The organism is Paracoccus sp. TRP (assembly GCF_000185925.1).
GTDB lineage: Bacteria > Pseudomonadota > Alphaproteobacteria > Rhodobacterales > Rhodobacteraceae > Paracoccus > Paracoccus kondratievae.
Genome location: NZ_AEPN01000022.1, coordinates 55,257 through 75,242 on the forward strand (window position 1 = coordinate 55,257; position 19,986 = coordinate 75,242).

Annotated in this window: 17 protein-coding genes; 9 read left to right on the forward strand and 8 right to left on the reverse strand. The window is 62.1% G+C overall.

All coding sequences use genetic code 11. The features are described 5' to 3' along the window. Positions 1-10: 10 nt before the first annotated feature. The 8 genes from PARACOCCUSGL_RS0112885 to PARACOCCUSGL_RS0112920 all read right to left on the reverse strand — a co-directional run bounded on the left by PARACOCCUSGL_RS0112885 (position 11) and on the right by PARACOCCUSGL_RS0112920 (position 9,597). Positions 11-880 carry a ribokinase gene (locus tag PARACOCCUSGL_RS0112885; protein ID WP_010397236.1) on the reverse strand — a complete coding sequence of 290 codons (870 nt, stop codon included), beginning with the start codon at positions 878-880 and terminating at the stop codon, positions 11-13. A gap of 146 nt (positions 881-1,026) precedes the next feature. Further along, entirely contained in the window at positions 1,027-2,412 is a 1,386-nt protein-coding gene (locus PARACOCCUSGL_RS22660; protein WP_010397238.1) for a cytochrome c1, read from the reverse strand. A 12-nt stretch (positions 2,413-2,424) separates the two neighbouring features. Continuing rightward, entirely contained in the window at positions 2,425-3,747 is a 1,323-nt protein-coding gene (gene petB / locus PARACOCCUSGL_RS0112895; protein WP_010397240.1) for a cytochrome b, read from the reverse strand. Positions 3,748-3,757: 10 nt separating this feature from the next. Beyond that, positions 3,758-4,345, reverse strand: coding sequence for a ubiquinol-cytochrome c reductase iron-sulfur subunit (gene petA, locus PARACOCCUSGL_RS0112900; protein ID WP_010397244.1), 588 nt, complete (start codon positions 4,343-4,345; stop codon positions 3,758-3,760). Positions 4,346-4,527: 182 nt separating this feature from the next. After that, a complete protein-coding gene (gene radC, locus PARACOCCUSGL_RS0112905; RefSeq protein WP_010397246.1) occupies positions 4,528-5,316 on the reverse strand; it encodes a DNA repair protein RadC in 789 nt (262 codons plus the stop codon). Positions 5,317-5,362: 46 nt separating this feature from the next. Continuing rightward, positions 5,363-6,526, reverse strand: coding sequence for a molecular chaperone DnaJ (gene dnaJ / locus PARACOCCUSGL_RS0112910; protein ID WP_010397248.1), 1,164 nt, complete (start codon positions 6,524-6,526; stop codon positions 5,363-5,365). 81 nt (positions 6,527-6,607) lie between these two features. Beyond that, the gene (gene dnaK, locus PARACOCCUSGL_RS0112915) at positions 6,608-8,518 is read right to left on the reverse strand and encodes a molecular chaperone DnaK (RefSeq protein ID WP_010397250.1); all 1,911 of its coding nucleotides are present in this window, start codon (positions 8,516-8,518) and stop codon (positions 6,608-6,610) included. Positions 8,519-8,775: 257 nt separating this feature from the next. Next, complete coding sequence (locus PARACOCCUSGL_RS0112920) at positions 8,776-9,597, reverse strand: ABC transporter permease (protein ID WP_029372213.1); 822 nt, start codon at positions 9,595-9,597, stop codon at positions 8,776-8,778. Between the two features lie 141 nt (positions 9,598-9,738). Here PARACOCCUSGL_RS0112920 and cysQ point away from each other — a divergent pair, with 141 nt between their 5' ends. The 9 genes from cysQ to PARACOCCUSGL_RS0112965 all read left to right on the forward strand — a co-directional run bounded on the left by cysQ (position 9,739) and on the right by PARACOCCUSGL_RS0112965 (position 19,961). After that, positions 9,739-10,536, forward strand: coding sequence for a 3'(2'),5'-bisphosphate nucleotidase CysQ (gene cysQ, locus PARACOCCUSGL_RS0112925; RefSeq protein WP_010397253.1), 798 nt, complete (start codon positions 9,739-9,741; stop codon positions 10,534-10,536). 5 nt (positions 10,537-10,541) lie between these two features. Next, the gene (locus tag PARACOCCUSGL_RS0112930; RefSeq protein ID WP_010397255.1) at positions 10,542-11,342 is read left to right on the forward strand and encodes a 3-deoxy-manno-octulosonate cytidylyltransferase; all 801 of its coding nucleotides are present in this window, start codon (positions 10,542-10,544) and stop codon (positions 11,340-11,342) included. Beyond that, complete coding sequence (locus PARACOCCUSGL_RS0112935; RefSeq protein WP_010397257.1) at positions 11,342-12,547, forward strand: glycosyltransferase family 2 protein; 1,206 nt, start codon at positions 11,342-11,344, stop codon at positions 12,545-12,547. The genes PARACOCCUSGL_RS0112930 and PARACOCCUSGL_RS0112935 overlap by 1 nt, the downstream gene beginning before the upstream one ends. A 150-nt stretch (positions 12,548-12,697) precedes the next feature. Continuing rightward, positions 12,698-13,588 (forward strand): UTP--glucose-1-phosphate uridylyltransferase, encoded by an 891-nt coding sequence (locus PARACOCCUSGL_RS0112940; RefSeq protein ID WP_010397259.1) that lies wholly within the window; start codon positions 12,698-12,700, stop codon positions 13,586-13,588. A gap of 5 nt (positions 13,589-13,593) precedes the next feature. After that, entirely contained in the window at positions 13,594-14,592 is a 999-nt protein-coding gene (galE, locus tag PARACOCCUSGL_RS0112945; protein ID WP_010397262.1) for a UDP-glucose 4-epimerase GalE, read from the forward strand. After that, on the forward strand, positions 14,582-15,820 hold the full coding sequence (locus tag PARACOCCUSGL_RS0112950; protein ID WP_010397265.1) for a glycosyltransferase family 1 protein: 1,239 nt from the start codon (positions 14,582-14,584) through the stop codon (positions 15,818-15,820). The genes galE and PARACOCCUSGL_RS0112950 overlap by 11 nt, the downstream gene beginning before the upstream one ends. Positions 15,821-15,844: 24 nt before the next feature. After that, a complete protein-coding gene (locus tag PARACOCCUSGL_RS0112955) occupies positions 15,845-16,870 on the forward strand; it encodes a glycosyltransferase family 2 protein (RefSeq protein WP_010397267.1) in 1,026 nt (341 codons plus the stop codon). Next, positions 16,867-18,564 (forward strand): beta-1,6-N-acetylglucosaminyltransferase, encoded by a 1,698-nt coding sequence (locus tag PARACOCCUSGL_RS0112960; protein ID WP_010397268.1) that lies wholly within the window; start codon positions 16,867-16,869, stop codon positions 18,562-18,564. Before PARACOCCUSGL_RS0112955 ends, PARACOCCUSGL_RS0112960 begins: the two co-directional genes overlap by 4 nt. After that, positions 18,561-19,961 carry a hypothetical protein gene (locus PARACOCCUSGL_RS0112965; protein WP_010397270.1) on the forward strand — a complete coding sequence of 467 codons (1,401 nt, stop codon included), beginning with the start codon at positions 18,561-18,563 and terminating at the stop codon, positions 19,959-19,961. Before PARACOCCUSGL_RS0112960 ends, PARACOCCUSGL_RS0112965 begins: the two co-directional genes overlap by 4 nt. Positions 19,962-19,986 lie beyond the last annotated feature (25 nt).

The following is a 19,986-nucleotide window of genomic DNA, read 5'->3' on the forward strand; positions in this document are numbered from 1 at the left end:
GGACAAGCGCTCAGCCATGAGAGTTTAGAAACTCGGCCACTTCTGCCCGGTTTGGCATCGCATCGCCCGCACCTTTGCGGGTCACTTGCAGCGCGGCTGCAGCGGCAGCGTAGCGCAGGGCGGTTGCCGGGTCCTCGCCCCGCGAAAGGCCCGCCGCGAACCAGCCGGTAAAGCAATCCCCCGCTCCGGTCGTGTCGATGGCCTTTACAGCAAAGGCGGGCTGGTGCCAGACCTGCCCCGGGCGCAGGTCACGGAACTCGGCACCGTCGGCACCGCGGGTGATCAGCATCCCCTCGACCGGCAGATTCTCGCCAAATGCGGCGAAAGTGTCCTGCGCCTCGACCGCATTCATCGCCAGAATCGAGACATGGGGCAGCACCTCGCGCAGTGCCGGGATGCTGAAGGGTGCAGCAGAGTAGATCACCCGCGCCCCGGCCTTGCGAGCTAATGCGGCGATTTCGGCCTGGCGGTTGGTTTCATTCTGCATCAGCAAAAGATCGCCCGGACCAAAAGTCGCACGGTCTGTCAGATCCGCTGGTAGCGCAAGGTTCGCCCCGCCATGCAGGACGATCGAATTTTCGCCCCGCTCATCGACAAGGATCACCGCATGGCCTGTGACAGTACCGGCAAGTCGGGCGATGGCACCGGTTTCGACCCCCAGAGCAGACAGTCGTTCCAGCACCCAGTCATCGCCCATGCCCATAGCCCCCAGATGCACAACCTGTGCCCCGGCGAGGGCAGCGGCCACCGACTGGTTCGCACCTTTGCCACCCAGCCCCTGGGAATAGGACTGCGCGTGCAAAGTCTCACCCGGACGGGGCATGGCGGACAGGCGGTAGACATGGTCGATGTTGATCGAACCGAGGTTAAAGATCGTCATATTCAGACCCGTTTCTTAGGCCAAAAGCGCCGGCACCCATCTGACCGGGGCGCAGGCAGCTTGTCCATATCGCCGGGGCTGAATACGCTGTTGCCGCAATGAAAAACGCGCCCCGAAGGGCGCGTTTCAGGATCAGGTGCAAAAGATCACTCGGGCTTGCGCGGATGCTTGACCGACCACCACAGTTTCTTGTTGGTCAGATACAGCAGTGCAGCCAGCACGATCAGGAACAGGACCGAAACAAGGCCGACCTGCTTGCGGTCCATCATCTTGGGCTCGGCCGTCCACATCAGGAAGGCTGCCACGTCCTGCGCCATCTGATCGACGGTGGCTTCGGTCCCGTCTTCATAGGTGACCTGGCCATCCGACAGCGGCGCGGGCATCTGGATCCAGTTCCCGGCAAAGGCAGAGTTGTGGTAGAGAACAGCGCCCGCCTCTTCCTTTTCTTCGCCGTTATAGCCGGTCAAGACGGCGTGGATGTACTCCGGACCGCCGATGCCACGGAACAGCTGCGAGATACCAGTGCCATAAGGACCATGGAAGCCGGCGCGGCCCTTGGCCATCAGCGACAGGTCAGGCCCCATGCCCTCACCGCTGACCGTCGGGAAGTGATCGGTCGGGGTGCGCGGACGCTCTTCCTCGGTTTCCGGGTCGACGATGGTCAGGTTGGCGGCATAGGCGCGGACCTGATCCTCGGGCAGTTGCGGACCGCCCTCATCACCCAGCGTGCGCAGGGCAACATAGCGCAACCCGTGGCAGGCCGAGCAGACCTCGGTATAGACCTGCAGGCCGCGCTGCAGCTGATGCTGGTCGAACTTGCCGAACGGACCTTCGAAGCTGAACGAGATATCCTCGATATGTGCTTCGGCCTTCTCGGCGGTTGCTTCTGCCGGCTCTTCGGCAGCGGCATCCTCGGCAGTCGCGGCCGCGGGTTCACCCTGTGCGGGCTGTTCCTCAGCAGCGGGGGCCTGGTCCGCAGCCTCTTCTGCAGGGGCAGCCTCGGGCTCTTCCGCGGCGGGCTGTTCGCCCTCAGCAGCGGCTTCCCCGGCCGGAGCAGCGGCGGGTTCTTCCGCAACCGGCCCTTCAGCCGCAGGCTCGGCAGCGGTCGGTTCCTCGGCTGCAGGGGCCTCGGCAGGCTCGGTGGCAGCCGGAGCCTCTTCGGCAGCAGGTGCTTCTGCGGCAGCGTCCTCGGAGGCGGGGGTATCCGCAGCCGGGGTCTGATCGTCAGCGGCCCCGGTCGCTTCGGCAGGGGCTTCTTCTGCGACAGGTTCAGCCGCAGCCGGTTCTTCGGCAACCGGGGCCTCAGTGGCCTCGGCCTCTGCTTCAGGGGCTGCCGGTTCGGCAGCGGCTTCGGGGGCGGCGTCGGTCGTCGCTGCCTCGGCCGCCGGGGCGGCCGATTCAGTGCTTTGATAGCTCGAACCCGCGGGGGCGGTGGTGCCCGCAGCGGTGCTTGCGTCTTGGGCCACCGCGCCGCCTGCCAGGGCAACGGTCAGGGCCGCAACGGCCGTGAGCGATGCGTTTCTCAGGGTCATTGATGCCTCTCCTTACTCGGCAGGATGGGTTTCGGGCCCGTAATGGGCGTTGAAGTCTTCCTCGATGGTCTGCGGCATGGGCAGGGGCTTTTCGACGATGCCCAGCAGCGGCAGGATGATGAGGAAATAGGCGAACCAATAGGCCGCCCCAGCCAGAGCGATGTAGGGATAGATCCCCTCAGCCGGCATGGCGCCCACCCACATCAGGATCACGAAGTCCACCGCGAGCAGCCAGAACCACCACTTGAACAGCGGACGGTACTGACCCGAGCGCACGCGCGAGGTGTCAAGCCACGGCACCAGAGCCATGACCAGGATCGCGCCGAACATCGCCAGAACACCAAAGAACTTGGCGTCGATGAAGCGGAAGGACAGGAAGTTCACCAGCTGAACAACCCAGACATCGGCTGTGAAGGCGCGCAGGATCGCATAGAACGGCAGGAAGTACCATTCAGGCACGATATGGGCCGGGGTCGCCAGCGGGTTCGCCTCAATATAGTTGTCGGGGTGGCCGAGGTAGTTCGGCATGAAGCCCACAACCGCAAAGAAGACGACCAGCACCACGGCAAGCGCGAATACGTCCTTGATCACGAAATAGGGCCAGAAGGGCAGAGTGTCCTTTTCCGCCTCTTCTTTAGAGGTGCGGCGCACCTCGATACCGGTCGGGTTGTTGTTGCCGGTGGTGTGGAAGGCCCAGATGTGGACGATCACCAGCGCGGCAATGACAAAGGGCAGCAGGTAATGCAGCGAGAAGAAGCGGTTCAGTGTCGGGTTGTCGACCGCCGGACCACCAAGCAGCCAGGCCTGAATCGATTCGCCGATACCCGGGATTGCACCGAACAGGCCGGTGATCACGGTCGCGCCCCAGAAGGACATCTGCCCCCAGGGCAGCACATAGCCCATGAAGGCGGTTGCCATCATGGCCAGATAGATCAGCATGCCGACGATCCAGATCACCTCGCGCGGGGCCTTGTAAGAGCCGTAGTAGAGGCCGCGGAAGATGTGGATGTAAACGGCAAAGAAGAACAGCGAAGCACCGTTTGCATGCAGATAGCGCAGCATGTAGCCGCCGTTCACGTCGCGCATGATATGCTCGACCGAGGCGAAGGCCAGATCGACATGCGGGGTGTAATGCATCACCAGCACGATGCCGGTGACGATCTGCAGCGCCAGACAGAAGGCCAGCACGATACCCCAGATCCACCACCAGTTAAGGTTCTTGGGGGTGGGGATCATCATGGTGTCATAGATCAGGCTGACGATGGGCAGGCGGCGATGCAGCCAGCGTTCGATACCCGTCTTGGGCTCGTAATGGTCATGGGGAATACCGGCCATGTGCGCCTCCTCAGCCCAGCTTGATGGTGGTTTCGTTGACGAATTCGGCAACGGGAATGTGCAGGTTCTGCGGTGCGGGCCCTTTGCGGATACGGCCCGCCGTGTCGTAGTGCGAACCGTGGCAGGGGCAGAACCAGCCGCCGAAGTCACCGGTGCCGTTACCGATCGGCACGCAGCCCAGATGGGTGCAGACGCCGATCATCACCAGCCATTCGCCCGCTTCGTCGAGCGTACGGTTTTCATCGGTGGCGGGCTCACCGGGTTTGTTGGGGTTCTCGGCGCTCTGGTCGATCAGCTCGTTGAGCTTGACCGCCCGACCGGCCTCGATCTCTTCCTCGGTCCGGCGGCGGATGAACACAGGCTTGCCGAGCCATTTCACCGTCAGCTGGGTGCCGGTCTCGACGCCGCTGACATCGACCTGAATCGAGGCAAGCGCCTGAACGTCGGCCGACGGGTTCATCTGGTTGACAAGGGTCCAGGCAGCGGCCCCGGCCGCGACGGTGCCGGCACCGGCAGTCGCGTAGTAGAGGAAATCCCTCCGGGTGGCGCCGTGATCGCCTGCGTGTTCGTCTGCGTGGGACACGGGTCTGATCTCCATTTATGCCCCGGGAATCGGGGCGATACGACGGAACGGGCCGTGTCATTGCACAGCCCTCGCCGGGCGGTTCTAGCGATCAAATCCGCGTCAGTCCAGCGGCCCCGGTGCGCCCAGACGCTGCAAATTGGCGCAGGTGTGGATTTTTGGTTGCGCGGGAAGACACAGCTTGTCAGCTGTTTGCGCTAAAGCAGACCCTGGCTGCGAAAGCTAAGCTCGCGGGATCGTCCGATGATCAGGTGATCATGGATGATGAGGCCCATCACCTCGGCTGCAGCCTGGATCCGGCGGGTCACGGTGATATCCGCCTGCGACGGGGTTGGATCGCCCGAGGGGTGATTGTGGACGAGAATCAGGGCCGAGGCATTCAGCTCAAGCGCCCGGCGCATGATCTCGCGCGGGTAGACAGGGACATGATCAACGGTGCCCCTTGCCTGTTCCTCATCCGCGATAAGCACGTTCTTACGGTCAAGGTAAAGGACACGGAACTGTTCGACCTCGCCATGCGCCATGGCTGTGTGGCAATAGTCCAAAAGCGCATCCCAGCTGGTCAGAACTGGCCTGTGCATGACGCGGGCGCGTGCCAGCCGCTGCGCCGCAGCCTCGACAATCTTTAGCTCTTGGATGACCGCAGGGCCAACGCCCGTCACCTCGGCCAACCGGGCGGGCGGGGCCGAAAGGACGCGGTTGAAATCACCAAACCGGTCCAGCAGCAGCCGCGCGAGCGGCTTTACATCCTGACGGGGGATGGCGCGGAAAAGCACCAGTTCCAGCATTTCATAATCGGGCATCGCCGCCGCGCCGCCCTGCATAAAGCGTTCACGCAGCCGGGCGCGATGATCGGCAATATAGCTGGGAAGACGGCCGGCATTCCCTGAAAGGGCGACGGCCGCCAGGGTTTCATCCTCGGCCGGTCGCGAAACCGAGGAAAACAGCGGCAGAGGCGCTTCGTGAAAGGCATGATTCGTTCCCATACCGTCAGGTTGGCACAGAAACGATGAACAGCCGGTTAACGCCCGTTCAGCCCTTCATCTCGTCCCAAAACCCTTTGATTTTCTGAAAGAAACCTTGGGTCTGAGGGCTGTTATCGGCGCTGATCGCGTCAAATTCGCGCAGAAGCTCTTTTTGACGCGTGGTCAGGTTAACCGGCGTTTCGACCACCAGTTCGATCAGCATATCGCCCGATTCGCCGTTCATGCCCGGCCCGTGGCGCAGGGGTGGCATCCCCTTGCCGCGCAGGCGCATCTGCTTGCCGGATTGCGTGCCCGGCGGGATGCGGACGCGAGAGCGGCCGCCGTCGATGGTCGGGACCTCGATCTCGCCCCCCAAGGCTGCGGTGGCCATGCTGACCGGAACCTGACAGGCAAGCATGCGCCCGTCACGGATAAAGATCGGGTGATCTGCCACCTCGATGAAGATATAGAGATCGCCCGCAGGTCCGCCGCGCATCCCGGCCTCACCCTCACCTGCAAGGCGGATACGGGTGCCGGTTTCCACCCCGGCGGGGATATTCACCGCAAGCGTGCGGTCTTTTTGTACCCGGCCGGCGCCACGGCATTCCTGACAGGGATTCTTAACGATCTGGCCCTGGCCGTTGCAGGTGGGACAGGTGCGCTCGACGGTAAAGAAACCCTGCGTTGCCCGGACTTTGCCCATGCCTGAACAGGTCGGACAGGTGACGGGTTCGACAGCGCCTTCGGCTCCGGTGCCGTTACAGGCGGTGCAAGAAACCGAGCCCGGCACGGTGATGGTTTTCTGGATGCCGTTATAGGCCTCTTCCAGTGTGACGCGCAGGTTATAGCGCAGATCCTGGCCGCGGCTGGTGCGCGAGCGTCCCCCGCCTCCGGCGCGGCGGCCCATCATGTCGCCGAACAGGTCTTCGAACACATCAGCGAAGGCCGAGCCGAAATCGGCATGGCCGTTGCCGCGACTGAATCCGCCGAACCCGCCGCCACCATTTTCAAAGGCTGCGTGACCGAAACGGTCATAGGCGGCCTTTTTCTGGTCGTCCTTGAGGCAGTCGTAAGCTTCGTTCAGTTCCTTGAACGCCGCTTCTGAGACTTTGCAGTCTTTGTTGCGGTCGGGGTGCAGCTGTTTCGCCTTGGTGCGATAGGCCTTTTTGATCTCTTCGGCCGAGGCGCCCCGAGAAACGCCGAGCACCTCGTAATAGTCACGCTTCGCCATATCGTTTGCGTCCGGGGTCTTTCAAGAAATGACCGGCCCGTGCGGGTCTGCAGCGGGCCGGCCGATGGGTTCACATCACGCTTACTTGCGCTTGTCTTTGCCGAGATCCTCGAAATCGGCATCGACAATCTCATCGTCCACGTCGCGCGGGCCAGCCTCGTGATCGGCACCCTCGGCGTCGGACTGGGTGGCTTTATAGATCGCCTCGCCCAGTTTCATCGAGGCGTCCATCAGGTTCTGGATACCGCCGCGGATTTTGCCGGCGTCCTCGGACTTGAGGGCCTCTTCCAGCGCGCCAATGGCCAGTTCGATCGCCTCGACGGTCGAGCCATCCACCTTGTCGCCGTGCTCTTCCAGCGACTTCTTGGTCGAGTGGATCAGGCTTTCGGCCTGGTTCTTGGTCTCGACCAGTTCCTTGCGCTGCCGGTCGGCCTCGGCGTTAGCCTCGGCGTCCTTGACCATACGTTCGATATCCTCATCCGAGAGACCACCCGAAGCCTGGATGGTGATCTTTTGCTCGCGCCCGGTGCCCTTGTCCTTGGCGCTGACGCTGACGATACCGTTGGCGTCGATGTCGAAGGTCACCTCGATCTGCGGCATGCCGCGCGGCGCCGGGGGGATGTTTTCCAGGTTGAACTGGCCAAGCAGCTTGTTGTCTGCGGCCATTTCACGCTCACCCTGGAAGACCCGGATGGTCACGGCGTTCTGGTTATCCTCGGCGGTCGAGAAAATCTGCGACTTCTTGGTCGGGATGGTGGTGTTGCGGTCGATCAGGCGGGTGAACACACCGCCCAGCGTCTCGATCCCCAGCGAAAGGGGCGTCACGTCGAGCAGCACCACGTCCTTGACGTCGCCTTGCAGCACACCGGCCTGAATGGCCGCACCAAGCGCCACGACCTCATCGGGGTTCACACCCTTATGCGGCTCTTTGCCGAAAAAGGCGGTTACTTCCTCGATGACCTTCGGCATGCGGGTCATACCGCCGACCAGAACGATCTCATCAATGTCGCCTTTGGACAGGCCGGCATCTTTCAGCGCGTCCTGAACCGGCTTCATCGTGCGCTTGATCAGGTCACCGACCAGGCTTTCCAGCTTGGCGCGGGTCAGTTTCATGACCATGTGCAGCGGCGTGCCCGAGTCCTTGTCCATCGAGATGAACGGCTGGTTGATCTCGGTCTGGCTCGAACTCGACAGTTCGATCTTGGCCTTTTCGGCGGCTTCTTTCAGCCGCTGCAGCGCCATCTTGTCTTTCGTCAGATCGACGCCGTGTTCTTTTTTGAACTCTTCGGCCAGGTAGTTGACGATGCGCATGTCAAAGTCTTCACCACCAAGGAAGGTATCCCCGTTGGTGGATTTGACCTCGAACAGACCGTCGTCGATTTCAAGGATGGTGATATCGAAGGTCCCGCCGCCAAGGTCATAGACGGCGATGGTCTTGGAATCCTTCTTGTCCAGACCATAGGCCAGCGCGGCTGCGGTCGGCTCGTTGATGATGCGCAGGACTTCGAGACCCGCAATCTTGCCGGCGTCCTTGGTGGCCTGACGCTGGGCGTCGTTGAAATAGGCGGGAACCGTGATCACCGCCTGGGTGACGGATTCGCCCAGGTAGGATTCAGCGGTTTCCTTCATCTTTTGCAGGATGAAGGCGGAAATCTGGCTGGGAGAGTATTTCTCGCCCCGGACCTCGACCCAGGCGTCGCCATTGCCACCGTCGGCGATGACATAGGGGACGAGGTTCTTGTCTTTCTCGACTTCAGCGTCGTTGATGCGGCGGCCGATCAGGCGCTTGACGGCAAAGACCGTATTCGACGGGTTGGTCACCGCCTGCCGCTTTGCGGGCTGGCCGACCAGACGTTCACTATCGGTGAAGGCAACGATCGAGGGCGTGGTACGCGCACCCTCCGAGTTCTCGATGACCTTTGGTTGGCTGCCATCCATGATGGCAACGCAGCTGTTGGTGGTTCCGAGGTCGATGCCGATGACTTTGGACATGCAATAACCTTTCTTACGGCGATATTCTGGGCCTTGGGTCCTCAAGAGGCCCCCGAGACCTGATCCCAATGTTTGCCTTCAGAGACCCTGATCCGGGGCCCCCTCAAGCTTCATGGGCCTATATAGGAAGGGGTCTGGCGGCCTGCAAGCAGACCTGAACGCAGAAAATAGATCGTCTTGTATCTCTTTCGCCCACGGGGCTGGCGAAGGCACCGATCCGTTCGGGACCTGATGGAACGACCAGTAAAACGCGACACTCAACGTCCCGCCGACCAGCTGATCGAGGCCGCCTTGCGCGTAAAGAACTCGGCCATCAGCCCGATCATCAGCAGCGTCAGCGCGGCATAGACCGGGTAGTCCAGCGACGAACTGCGCGGTGAATAGTTGATAAAGGCAAAGCCCCGGGTCTGGTCGATGACATGGAACAGCGGGTTCCATGAAAACATGTGCAGCAGAAAGTTGGGCATCATGTTAGCGACGAACATCTTGCCGGAAAATACCATGTTCAGGCGCTGATAGAACTGTGTCAGCACCTGCGCGGTCTGGGGCGACCAGGGACGGATCGCCAGAAAGATCAGCCCGACACAGCAGCCCGAGAACCAGGCCAGCAGCAGCATGCCATAACAGCCCAGCGGGTCGTCCAGATGGATGGGCTGGATCATGTAATGATAGCCGGCCAGCACGACGACGGCAGAGAATGTTTGCCGGTAAAGCGCGGCCAGCGCCGTGGCCGTGATCATCACCGCCGTGTTCATCGGTCCGTGCTTCAGCATCGGGTTGCTGGGATTGCCCGAGGCCGAGACCGCAGCCATGGTCTGGGTATGGGCCATGAACATGAAGATACCAGACATGATATAGACGATGTAATCGCCCCGGATCGGTGCGCTGCGAACGCCCATGACGGCAAAGATCAGATAAAAGCCGGCGATCATGGCGATTGCCTGAATCACCGTCATCAAGAGCACCATCACAGCGCTGCGGTGCCCCTTGCGCAGGTTGTTTACAGTGACATGATAGATCAGCGCCAGCGTTGTGAAGGCTGCCTCGACCATGTTGCGGCTGCGTCTGGGAGTGAACATGGGCGGCTCGGTTCTGCCAGGGGTTTCGACTGCGGCTTGCAGGGGCGCTTGCCCTATACCGCTCCGGGCATCATATGTAAGCCGACTGTCATATTCAATCGGCGCCGCAGCCCGCAGGCTTCCGGTCGGAAAGGAAAAAACATGCAATTCGATCAGATGATCGCCGAGATGCGACGGCTTGCCCTGCAAGCCGGGGCCGAGATCATGAAGATCTATGGAGCCGAGGACTTTGAGGTTCGGGCGAAATCCGACGCCTCTCCGGTGACCGAGGCGGATGAAGCGGCCGATGCCCTGATCTCTGCCGGGCTGCGCGCCGCTTTTCCCGATATCCCGCTGGTGACCGAGGAACAGGCCGCAACCCATAGCCAAATCCTTTCGACCTTCCTGATCGTCGATCCGCTGGACGGCACCAAGGAATTCGTTCAGCGCCGGGGCGATTTCACCGTCAATATCGCCTATGTCGAGGATGGCGTGCCCCGCCTTGGCGTCGTTTATGCCCCCGCCAAAGAGCGGCTTTTCTACACGGCTGCGCAAGGCGGATCGGTCGAGGAAAAGGGGCCGTTTGGCGATGTTCCGGGCGAGGTTACGCCGATCGGCGTCAATTCGATGCCTGATAACCGGGCGCTGATGGTCGTGGCCTCGAAATCGCACCGTGATGCGGCGACCGATGCCTACATTGCCCGTTACGGGGTCCGCGACATGACCTCGGCGGGCTCTTCGCTCAAATTCTGTCTGGTTGCAACGGGTGAGGCCGATCTTTACCCCCGCCTTGGCCGCACGATGGAGTGGGACACCGCCGCAGGCGACGCCGTTCTGCGTGGTGCAGGCGGTCAGGTGGTACGCTTTGACGATCACACACCGCTGGAATACGGCAAACCGGATTTTGAGAACCCGTTCTTTATCGCCTTTGCCCCCGGCGTGCTGCTGGTCAAGGACTGACGCCCATGTCCGTCGTCATCATCATCCCCGCCCGCCATGCCTCGACCCGCTATCCCGGCAAGCCTCTGGTCGAATTGCGCGGAGCCACGGGTGAGGGACAAAGCCTGATTCGCCGCAGCTGGGAGGCAGCGCGTGCCGTCCAGGGCACCGACCGGGTGATCGTCGCCACTGATGACGAGCGCATCCGCGACCACGCCGAGGGTTTCGGGGCAGAGGTCGCGATGACCTCGACCTCTGCCCGTAACGGTACCGAGCGCTGTGCCGAGGCGGTGGCGCGGCTGGGGCTGTCGCCCGAGATCGTGGTAAACCTGCAAGGCGATGCGCCGCTGACCCCGGCATGGTTTGTCGAGGAACTGGTCGCCGGGCTGCGCGCCGATCCGGGGGCTGATGTGGCGACGCCGGTCCTGCGCTGTAGCGGAGCGATGCGGTCCGAGCTGATCGCCGACCGCGTGGCCGGTCGCGTTGGCGGCACCACCGCCGTCTTTGGGCATGACCGCCGGGCGCTGTACTTCTCCAAAGAGGTCATACCCTACGCCGCGGCGGATTTCGGTCCGGGCGACCCGACCCCGGTCTATCACCATGTCGGTGTTTATGCCTATCGCCCCGAGGCGCTGGCCGAATATCCGACATGGGACGAAGGCCGGCTTGAGGCGCTGGAAGGGCTTGAACAGTTGCGCTTTCTTGAACGCGGGCGGCGTATTCTCTGCGTCGAGGTTGAGGCCCGGGGCCGCGAGTTCTGGGAACTGAACAACCCCTCGGACGTGGCCAAGCTAGAGGCGATGATGCAACGTATGGGCATCGCCTGATGTCCGAAAGCGGGATGCCTGCGACCAGTGTCGTCGTCATCTCGCGGCATCGGCCGCAGGCATTGGCCCGCTGCCTGACCACCTTGGCCGATCAGACCCACCCAAGGCTTGAGGTCGTGCTGGTTGCTGACCCCGCCTCGGTTGGTATCCGCCCGGATCTGCCGCTGAAACGTGTCGTCTTTGACCGTGCCAATGTCTCGGCTGCACGGAATGAGGGCCTTGCGCTTGCTGCGGGCGAGGTAGTGCTGTTCATTGATGATGACGCTCTTGCCGAACCCGGCTGGGCCGAGGCATTGGCCGCCCCCTTTGCCGATCCGCGCGTGATCGCGGCGACCGGCTTTACGCGGGGGCCGGATGGGTTGCGCTGGCAGGTCCGGGGCGAACGGATTACGCCTTCGGGAAACACAACGCCCCTGAATATCGCCCGCACAACGCTGCTTGAGCCAGAAAATGGCTGTCCGGTCAGCACCATCGGCACGAACTGTGGCTTTCGTCACAGGGCGCTGATCGCCGTCGGCGGCTTTGATCCCGCCTTTGCCTATCACCTCGACGAAAGCGATGTGAACATGCGTATGGCGGCCCGGTTTCCCTTGGGGCTGACGGCTGTGGTTCCCGCCGCGCAGGTCCTGCACGGTGTGGCCCCTGGCACTGGACGGGGCGAAGCGGGTGTGCCCCATGATCTGACGGCTGTCGGTCGCTCGGCCGCGATTTTTGCCGCGCGCCATGGGGGTAAGACAGACTGGCTACGCGACAACCAACGCCGGCGGCTGTTGCGCCACATGGTCGCCGGGCGGCTTGATCCGCTGGCGATCGGACGAATCCTTGCGACCCTTGATCGTGGTCTGAGCGAGGGGCGGGACCTTGCGCCCAGCCCGCCTGTCTGGGACCGGCCCCCTCCGCCGCCGTTCCAGAGCATGCCCCCTGCGACAGGGGATCAGCCGCTGCTTCTTGCAGGGTGGCATTGGCATGCCCGGCGTTTGCGTGCCCGCGCGGCACGGGCAGCGGCCGAGGGGCGTCGGGTGGTTCTGCTGCTTTTAACGCCCAGCTTTCTGCCCCATCGGCTGACCCTTGTGCCAGGGGGCTGGTGGGAGCAAAATGGGGGCCTGTGGGGGGCGTCCCGTTCGGGCGATCCTCCGGTTCTCTTTCTGGGAAAGCGCGCGCGTATCTTGCGCGAAAGAGGGAATTTGCCTGGACGGAGAGAATGAACAGGCGGAAAATCGCCAAAATATACTATAATCGATTCACTTTGCTTATTTTTGGGAACAACTGCACCCCCCAAGCGCTTGTTGCGAAGGTGCTGACAAAGGGGGATAAGATCCCCAACGCGTCAGCGCAAAGATCAGGAGACGGAATTCATGAGTCGCAAAGTCACCAAAGCCATCTTTCCTGTGGCTGGACTGGGGACCCGCTTTCTACCCGCCACGAAGAGCATTCCAAAGGAGATCATGACTTTGGTGGATCGGCCGCTGATCCAATACGCCATTGATGAGGCGCGGGCGGCCGGGATTAAGGAGTTCATCTTTGTTACCTCGCGTGGCAAGGGTGCGCTTGAGGATTATTTCGATCATGCCCATGAACTGGAATCGAATCTGAAAAAGGCGGGCAAGAACGACCTGCTCGACACCCTGCGTTCGACCAATATGGAATCGGGCGCCATCGCCTATATCCGCCAGCATAAGGCGCTGGGGCTTGGCCATGCCGTCTGGTGTGCCCGCCGCCTGATCGGGGATGAGCCCTTTGCCGTCATCCTGACCGATGACGTCATCATGGGTGAGCCGCCCTGCCTGCAGCAGATGATCGAGGCCTATCAAGAGACTGGTGGCAGCATGGTCGCCACCATGGAGGTTGCTGCTGAAAAGACCCAGGCCTATGGCGTGCTTGACGTGGCCGAGGACATGGGTGCCATCGTGCGCGCCCGCGGCATGGTGGAAAAGCCCAAGGAAAACCCGCCTTCGAACCTTGCGGTGATCGGACGCTATATCCTTGCACCGACCGTGCTTGGTAACCTCAACAAGCTCAAGCAAGGCTCGGGCGGCGAGATCCAGTTGACCGACGCGATTGCCGACGAGATCGCCGAGGGCCGCGACGTCTTTGGCCTGCGTTTCCGCGGCCAGCGTTTTGACTGCGGCTCAAAGGCCGGCTTCCTGCAGGCGACCGTTGCCTTTGGTCTGGCGCGCGACGATCTGAAAGATGAGTTCGCGGAATATCTGTCCGACGTTCTGGCTGTGCGCAAGGCGGCGGAATAGGCCTCATGACGGATACGGTATTGGTGACAGGCGGTGCGGGCTACATCGGTTCGCATGCCTGTAAAGCGTTGCGTGCAGCAGGTTTTCAGCCTGTAACCTATGACAATCTTTGCACCGGCTGGCAGCAGGCGGTGAAATTCGGCCCGTTCGAGCAAGGCGATCTTATGGATCGCGCGCGGCTTGACGAGGTCTTTGCCAGGCACCGGCCCGTTGCCGTGATGCATTTTGCTGCGCTAAGTCAGGTCGGCGAGGCGATGCGCGAGCCGGGCAAATACTGGCGTGGCAATGTCGGCGCCTCGCTTAGCCTGATCGAGGCGACGCTGGCGGCCGGGGTGCGCAACTTTGTCTTCAGCTCGACCTGTGCCACTTATGGTGATCACGACGGCGTGGTGCTGGATGAAAATACCGCTCAGACGCCGCTGAATGCCTATGGCGCCTCGAAACGCGCGATTGAGGATATGTTGCGCGATTTCGGGGCCTCGGACGGGCTGCGCTCGGTCATTTTTCGCTATTTCAACGTGGCGGGCGCTGATCCTGATGGCGAGGTGGGCGAGTTCCATCAGCCCGAAACCCATCTGATCCCGTTGATCCTAGATGCCATCGACGGCAAGCGTCCGGCGTTGACCATCCACGGTACCGATTACCCGACCCATGATGGCACCTGCATCCGCGACTATGTCCATGTCATGGATCTGGTCGAGGCGCATGTGCTGGGGCTGAAATACATGCTGGACGGCAAGGTCGCCGACGGCAAGCAAGAGGTGTTCTGCCTTGGCACCGGCAACGGCTTTTCAGTGCGCGAGGTGATCGACCACTCCCGCCACGTCACCAACCGGCCCGTTCCTGTGACCGAAGGGCCGCGCCGTGGCGGCGATGCGGTCAAGCTGGTTTCTGGCAGTGAAAAGGCGGTCAGGATGCTCGGCTGGAACCCGGCACGCTCGACCCTGCCACAGATGATCAGCGACGCCTGGCGCTGGCATCAGAACGGCGGATATGAAGCGTGATCCCGCGCTTTTGCTGGATGTCTCGCGGCTGATCTCGCGACTTGGCGGCGGGCCGGCGACGGGGATCGACCGGGTCGAAGCTGAATGGCTGGCCCATCTTCAGGGCCGGCCGCATCTTTTACTATGCCGGGTCCCACGAGGTCAGCTGCTGCTGCCGCCCCCTGCCGGGGCGGCAATTTTGCGCTGGCTTGACGGCGGTACCGAGGACCTGCCCGCCCCTGGCCTTTTTGACCGGCTGCGAGGGCGCAGGACTTTGCCCGCGCGTGCCGGGGCTGCGTTGCGCCGCATGGCGCTGAGGTGCAGTGGGCGAATGGGGCGGGGTCTTGGCCCCGCCGCGCAGGCTTATCTGGACGGCGCGGTCTACCTGAATGTCGGTCATGCCAATCTGCGGGCCGATCTGCTGGCGAATCTGCGGCCTCTGCCCCGTGCGGTGATGATCCACGACACCATCCCCCTGGATCACCCCGAATTTACCCGCGCGGGACAGTCGGACAAGTTCCGCGCCCGTTTTTCCGCGGCGCTGGGACAGGCCGAGGTGATCCTGACGGTGTCCGAGGCGACACGGACCGATGTGCTGCACTGGCGCGAAAGGCTGGGTCTGCCGGACCGTGCCAAGGTCGTCGCCACACCCATCGGGACAAGGCTTGCGGCCCCCGATCCTGCGCATCTGCCTGCCGATCTGGACCTGTCTCGCCCGTTTTTCGTCACACTTGGCACAATCGAGCCCCGCAAGAACCATGCGTTGCTGCTTGACGTATGGCAGATGCTTGAACGCACCCCTGACCCGCCGCAGCTTTTCATCATCGGTCGTCGGGGCTGGGAAAACCGCGAGGTTTTCGCCCGCCTTGATCGTCTGTCGCCAAATGGGCCGGTGCGTGAGCTTTCCGGACTGGATGATGCTGCGGTGGCAGAGCTGATCCGGCGCAGCCACGGGTTGCTGATGCCCAGCCGGGCCGAGGGCTTTGGCCTGCCTCTGACCGAGGCGGCAGGTCGCGGCGTCCCCGTCCTTGCCACCCCTTTGCCGGCCGCGCGCGAGATGCTGGGCGATTACGCCATCTGGCTTTCGCCCGATGCCCCCGCCGACTGGGCAAAAGAAATCGCAAGGCTGGCGGCAGCGGCACCTTTCAGGCTACAACCACTTCAAATCTCTGGTTGGGAGAGGCACTTTTCCCTTCTCTACCAGGGGTTGTTCGAAGCATTGCGCGCTTCTGCTGTCACCGTTATGTGAAACCTTAAAAGGTCAAGTGGATCAGTGTCGCGCACGCTAAGGATTATTCGACGCAATCTGAAGTTCCGTGCCCGCCGTCAATGGCTGCTTGGGCGCGCAATTCGGCGTTGCTATCGGCTGCGCAGGGTCAGCGATAACAGCTCACGCATACGTCCCGACGATATTCTGCTGTTCATGACCATGCGCAATGAGTCGGTTCGACTGCCGTGGTTTCTTGACTATTACCGCAAGCTGGGCATCCGGCATTTTCTGGTCGTCGATAATGGTTCGGATGACGGCGGGCGGGAATATATGGCCCGGCAGAAAGATGTTTCGCTGTGGCTGACCCGTGCCAGCTACAAAGACTCCCGCTTTGGTATGGACTGGATCAACTGGCTGCTGCACCGTTACGGTGCCGGGCATTGGTGTCTGACTGTCGATCCCGATGAATTCCTGATCTACCCCCACCACGACACCCGTCCCCTGCAGGCGCTGACGGACTGGCTGGATGCGAGCAACATTCGCTCGTTCTCGGCCATGCTGCTGGACATGTATCCCAAGGGTTCGATCGCGGCCGAGCCTTATCAGCCCGGGCAGGACCCGTTTGAGCTGGCGCGCTGGTTCGATCCGGCGAATTACGTCATTCGCAAGAACGGCGGCTATGACAATCTGTGGATTCAGGGCGGGCCGCGGGCGCGGATGTTCTTTGCTGACGATCCCGCCAGCGCCCCTGCGTTAAACAAGATCCCGCTGGTGCGCTGGCAGCGCGGGCAGGTCTATGCCAGTTCGACCCATATGCTGCTGCCGCGGTCGCTGAACCGGGTCTATGACCAGAACGGCGGAGAAAAAGCCTCGGGCTGCCTGTTGCATGCCAAGTTCCTGTCCACCTTTGTCGAGAAATCGGCTGAAGAGCTGACCCGCCGCCAGCACTATGCCAACAGTCAGGAATACCTTGCCTATCATGCCGGTCTGCGTGAGGACCCCGATTTCTGGTGCGAGGAATCCCGCGAATTTCAAGGCTGGCGACAGCTTGAGGATCTGGGCCTGATCTCCAGAGGGAACTGGGCATGATCGACAGCACGATCAAGCTGGGCGTCGTAATGCTCTGCCATGAAGAGCTGGCAGTTGCCGCGCGCATGGCCCGGGTCTGGGCCGATGGTGGGGCCGCGGTGTCCGTTCATGTCGACGGCAAGGTCCCGGCACGCGATCTGGCGGCGATGGGCGCGACGCTGGCTGATTTGCCGCAAGTGGTATTCAGTCCGCGTCACAGCTGCGAATGGGGCACCTTCAGCTTGGTGCGGGCGACGCAGGACGCCGCGGCCGTGCTGCTCAACCGGTTCAAAGATGTCACGCATGTGCTGGTCGTTTCGGGTTCCTGTCTGCCCTTGAGACCGGTACACGAACTGTGCGCCTATCTTGCGCAACATCCCACCCGCGACTTTATCGAAAGCGTCACCGCCGAGGATGTCGGCTGGACGGTTGGCGGGCTGAACGAGGAACGCTTTACGATGCGTTTCCCCTTTTCGTTCCGTCGCCAGCGCTGGCTGTTTGATCATTATGTCAGCCTGCAACGCCGGGTGAAATTCCGACGCCGTATACCTCAGGGGCTGGTTCCGCATCTGGGTTCGCAATGGTGGTGTCTGACGCGAAATACGCTGCACGCCATTCTGAACGATCCGCGCCGGTCCGAGTTTGACCGCTATTTCAGCCGCGTCTGGATCCCGGATGAAAGTTATTTCCAGACGCTGGCGCGGCGGCATTCGATGAATATCGAAAGCCGCTCGCTGACGCTGGCAAGGTTCGACGATCAGGGCAAACCCTGCATCTTTTACGACGATCACCTTGAGCTTTTGCAGCAGTCTCGCTGTTTTGTCGCCCGCAAGATCTGGCGAGGGGCCAAGCAGCTTTATGCCCATTTCCCCCATGCCGCGCCGACGGGCAGGACGATTGCCGATCCCCGACCCGAGCGGGTGGACCGGCTGATCAGTCAGGCGGTGGCCCGTTGCCGTCTGGGCCGGCCCGGGCTTTACATGCAAAGCCGTTATCCGCTGAAGGACCGCGAGAATGGCAAGACCGCCGCGCCCTACGCGATGTTTCAGGGCTTTGCCGACCTGTTTCCGGATTTTGAGCCCTGGCTCGCCAGCCGGATCGACGCGGATGTGCATGGCCATCTTTTCGCGGTGCATGGGGTTGAGTTCGCCGAACGCCGCCCGATTGGTCCCGGTGCGCTTTCTGACAGCGCCGGTTTGCGCGATGTGGATCAGCGCGGTTTCATCGCCAATCTGATCCGGGTGTCGCGGCGTATGCAGGTGTGGCAGTTCAGCCCGCGTGACCGGCAAGAGATGAACTGGTTCTTTGCCACCGACCCCAATGCGCAAATGTTCATTGTGACCGGGGCGTGGGCGGTGCCACTTCTGCATTCGGGGATGCCTTTTGACGACATCCGCCGCGTTGCTGCGACCCTGCAGCGCATTGAACTGAAACAGATGGATGTGCTGAAATCGGTCTGGCTCAAGGCTCAGGTCGAGATCTGGGATCTTAGCGATTTTTGTGCCCGTCCCTCGGCTGTGTTGGGCAGCGTCCTGCGCCGGCTTGGCGGTGACCCCGAAGCAGCTGCCAACCTGCCCAAGATGCGGGACATTGCCGGGATGGGGCGCTTTTTGCAAAGGCTGCGTAATGCCGGCCTGCGTCCGCAGCTCATGGGCGATTTCTCTCCGGTCAATCCCGGTGGCTCGCCCGCTGCCTCTGCCCAGGAAAGACCATGACCATGACCCAGCCCTTCCGCCGTTATGTCATCTTTGCCGAGATGCGCACCGGCTCGAACCTGCTTGAGGCGACGCTGAACGCGATCAAGCGCGTCACCTGCTTTGGTGAGGCTTTCAACCCCTACATGATGGGCTGGCCCGACAAGGATGAGCTGTGCGGCATCACCAGGGCCGAGCGGGAGGAGGACCCCCACCGGTTGCTGCGTGCCATTTTCGAGCGGCCGAACCACCTGCCGGGGTTTCGCTATTTCCACGATCACGACCCGCGTGTCTTTGATGCGATCATCGAGGACCGTTCCTGCGCCAAGATCATCCTGACCCGCAATCCGGTGGACAGCTATGTCTCGACCGAACTGGCGCGGGCCACCAATCAGTGGAAGCTGAACGAGACCGAGACTCCGATCCCCGCCGCCATCCGCTTTGACGGCGCCGAGTTTCGCAAGGTCACCGGAGAAATCGAGGAATTCCAGCTGCGTGTCATGAATCGGTTGCAGGTCACCGGGCAAGCCGCCTTCTGGCTGGGTTACGAGGATTTGCGCGACGCCGGGGTAATGACCGGCCTGTTGCACTGGCTGGGCCGCACCGATCTGGAGCGGGTCGAACCGGCCAGCGATCAGGTGCCTCAGAACCCACGTGAACTGTCCGAAAAGGTCGAGAATTTTGACGAAATGCAGGCCGAGCTTGCGCGTCTTGACCCGTTCATGCTGCGCCGCATCCCGAATTTTGAACCGCGCAAGGGGCCTGCCGTCCCTTCGTTCATGGGGGCCGAGGCAGGCAAGGGGCTGATCTTCATGCCGATCAAGGGCGGCCCTTCGACGGCGATTGCAGGTTGGTTGCGGGCGATGGGCGATGTCGTGGGCGATTTCAACCAAAACAGCCTGCGCCAGTGGAAGCGCCAGCATGTGGGCCACCGCAGTTTTACCGTGCTGCGTCATCCGTTGCCCCGCGCCTGGACGGCGTTCGAAACGCTGCTTGGGACCCGCAAGGCAGAGCTGCGCGAAATGATGCGGCAGATCTACCGCGTCGCCCTGCCTGCGGACGAAGAGCTGCCAACGCTGGCTCAGGACCGCAAGGTCGAACTGTTCCTGGCGTTTCTGGATTTTCTGCGCCGTAACCTGAATGGCCAGACCAGCCTGCCCAGCTATCCCGGCTGGGCCAGTCAGTCCGAGATTCTTACCGGGTTTTCGCGTTTTGGTGCGCCCGACATGGTCCTGCGCGAGGCGGATCTGTCGCGCGATCTGGCCTGGCTTGCCGACAGTGCCGGGATCAAGCAGCCGGCAAACCTCCCCGACCCCGAGCCTATCCCTGCATTCCTGAACGAACAGGAACTGCGCTCGGCGGCTAAAAAGGCCTATCTGCGCGATTACGTCGCCTTTGGCTTTGCGGGGCAGTCCTAGGCCGGATCGGACATTCACCGCATCC

Coding starts and splice junctions, on each gene's coding strand:
- PARACOCCUSGL_RS0112885 (WP_010397236.1), bottom strand. CDS start 880: ATGACGATCTTTAACCTCGGTTCGATCAACATCGACCATGTCTACCGC.
- PARACOCCUSGL_RS22660 (WP_010397238.1), bottom strand. CDS start 2,412: ATGACCCTGAGAAACGCATCGCTCACGGCCGTTGCGGCCCTGACCGTT.
- petB (WP_010397240.1), bottom strand. CDS start 3,747: ATGGCCGGTATTCCCCATGACCATTACGAGCCCAAGACGGGTATCGAA.
- petA (WP_010397244.1), bottom strand. CDS start 4,345: ATGGAGATCAGACCCGTGTCCCACGCAGACGAACACGCAGGCGATCAC.
- radC (WP_010397246.1), bottom strand. CDS start 5,316: ATGGGAACGAATCATGCCTTTCACGAAGCGCCTCTGCCGCTGTTTTCC.
- dnaJ (WP_010397248.1), bottom strand. CDS start 6,526: ATGGCGAAGCGTGACTATTACGAGGTGCTCGGCGTTTCTCGGGGCGCC.
- dnaK (WP_010397250.1), bottom strand. CDS start 8,518: ATGTCCAAAGTCATCGGCATCGACCTCGGAACCACCAACAGCTGCGTT.
- PARACOCCUSGL_RS0112920 (WP_029372213.1), bottom strand. CDS start 9,597: ATGTTCACTCCCAGACGCAGCCGCAACATGGTCGAGGCAGCCTTCACA.
- cysQ (WP_010397253.1), top strand. CDS start 9,739: ATGCAATTCGATCAGATGATCGCCGAGATGCGACGGCTTGCCCTGCAA.
- PARACOCCUSGL_RS0112930 (WP_010397255.1), top strand. CDS start 10,542: ATGTCCGTCGTCATCATCATCCCCGCCCGCCATGCCTCGACCCGCTAT.
- PARACOCCUSGL_RS0112935 (WP_010397257.1), top strand. CDS start 11,342: ATGTCCGAAAGCGGGATGCCTGCGACCAGTGTCGTCGTCATCTCGCGG.
- PARACOCCUSGL_RS0112940 (WP_010397259.1), top strand. CDS start 12,698: ATGAGTCGCAAAGTCACCAAAGCCATCTTTCCTGTGGCTGGACTGGGG.
- galE (WP_010397262.1), top strand. CDS start 13,594: ATGACGGATACGGTATTGGTGACAGGCGGTGCGGGCTACATCGGTTCG.
- PARACOCCUSGL_RS0112950 (WP_010397265.1), top strand. CDS start 14,582: ATGAAGCGTGATCCCGCGCTTTTGCTGGATGTCTCGCGGCTGATCTCG.
- PARACOCCUSGL_RS0112960 (WP_010397268.1), top strand. CDS start 16,867: ATGATCGACAGCACGATCAAGCTGGGCGTCGTAATGCTCTGCCATGAA.
- PARACOCCUSGL_RS0112965 (WP_010397270.1), top strand. CDS start 18,561: ATGACCATGACCCAGCCCTTCCGCCGTTATGTCATCTTTGCCGAGATG.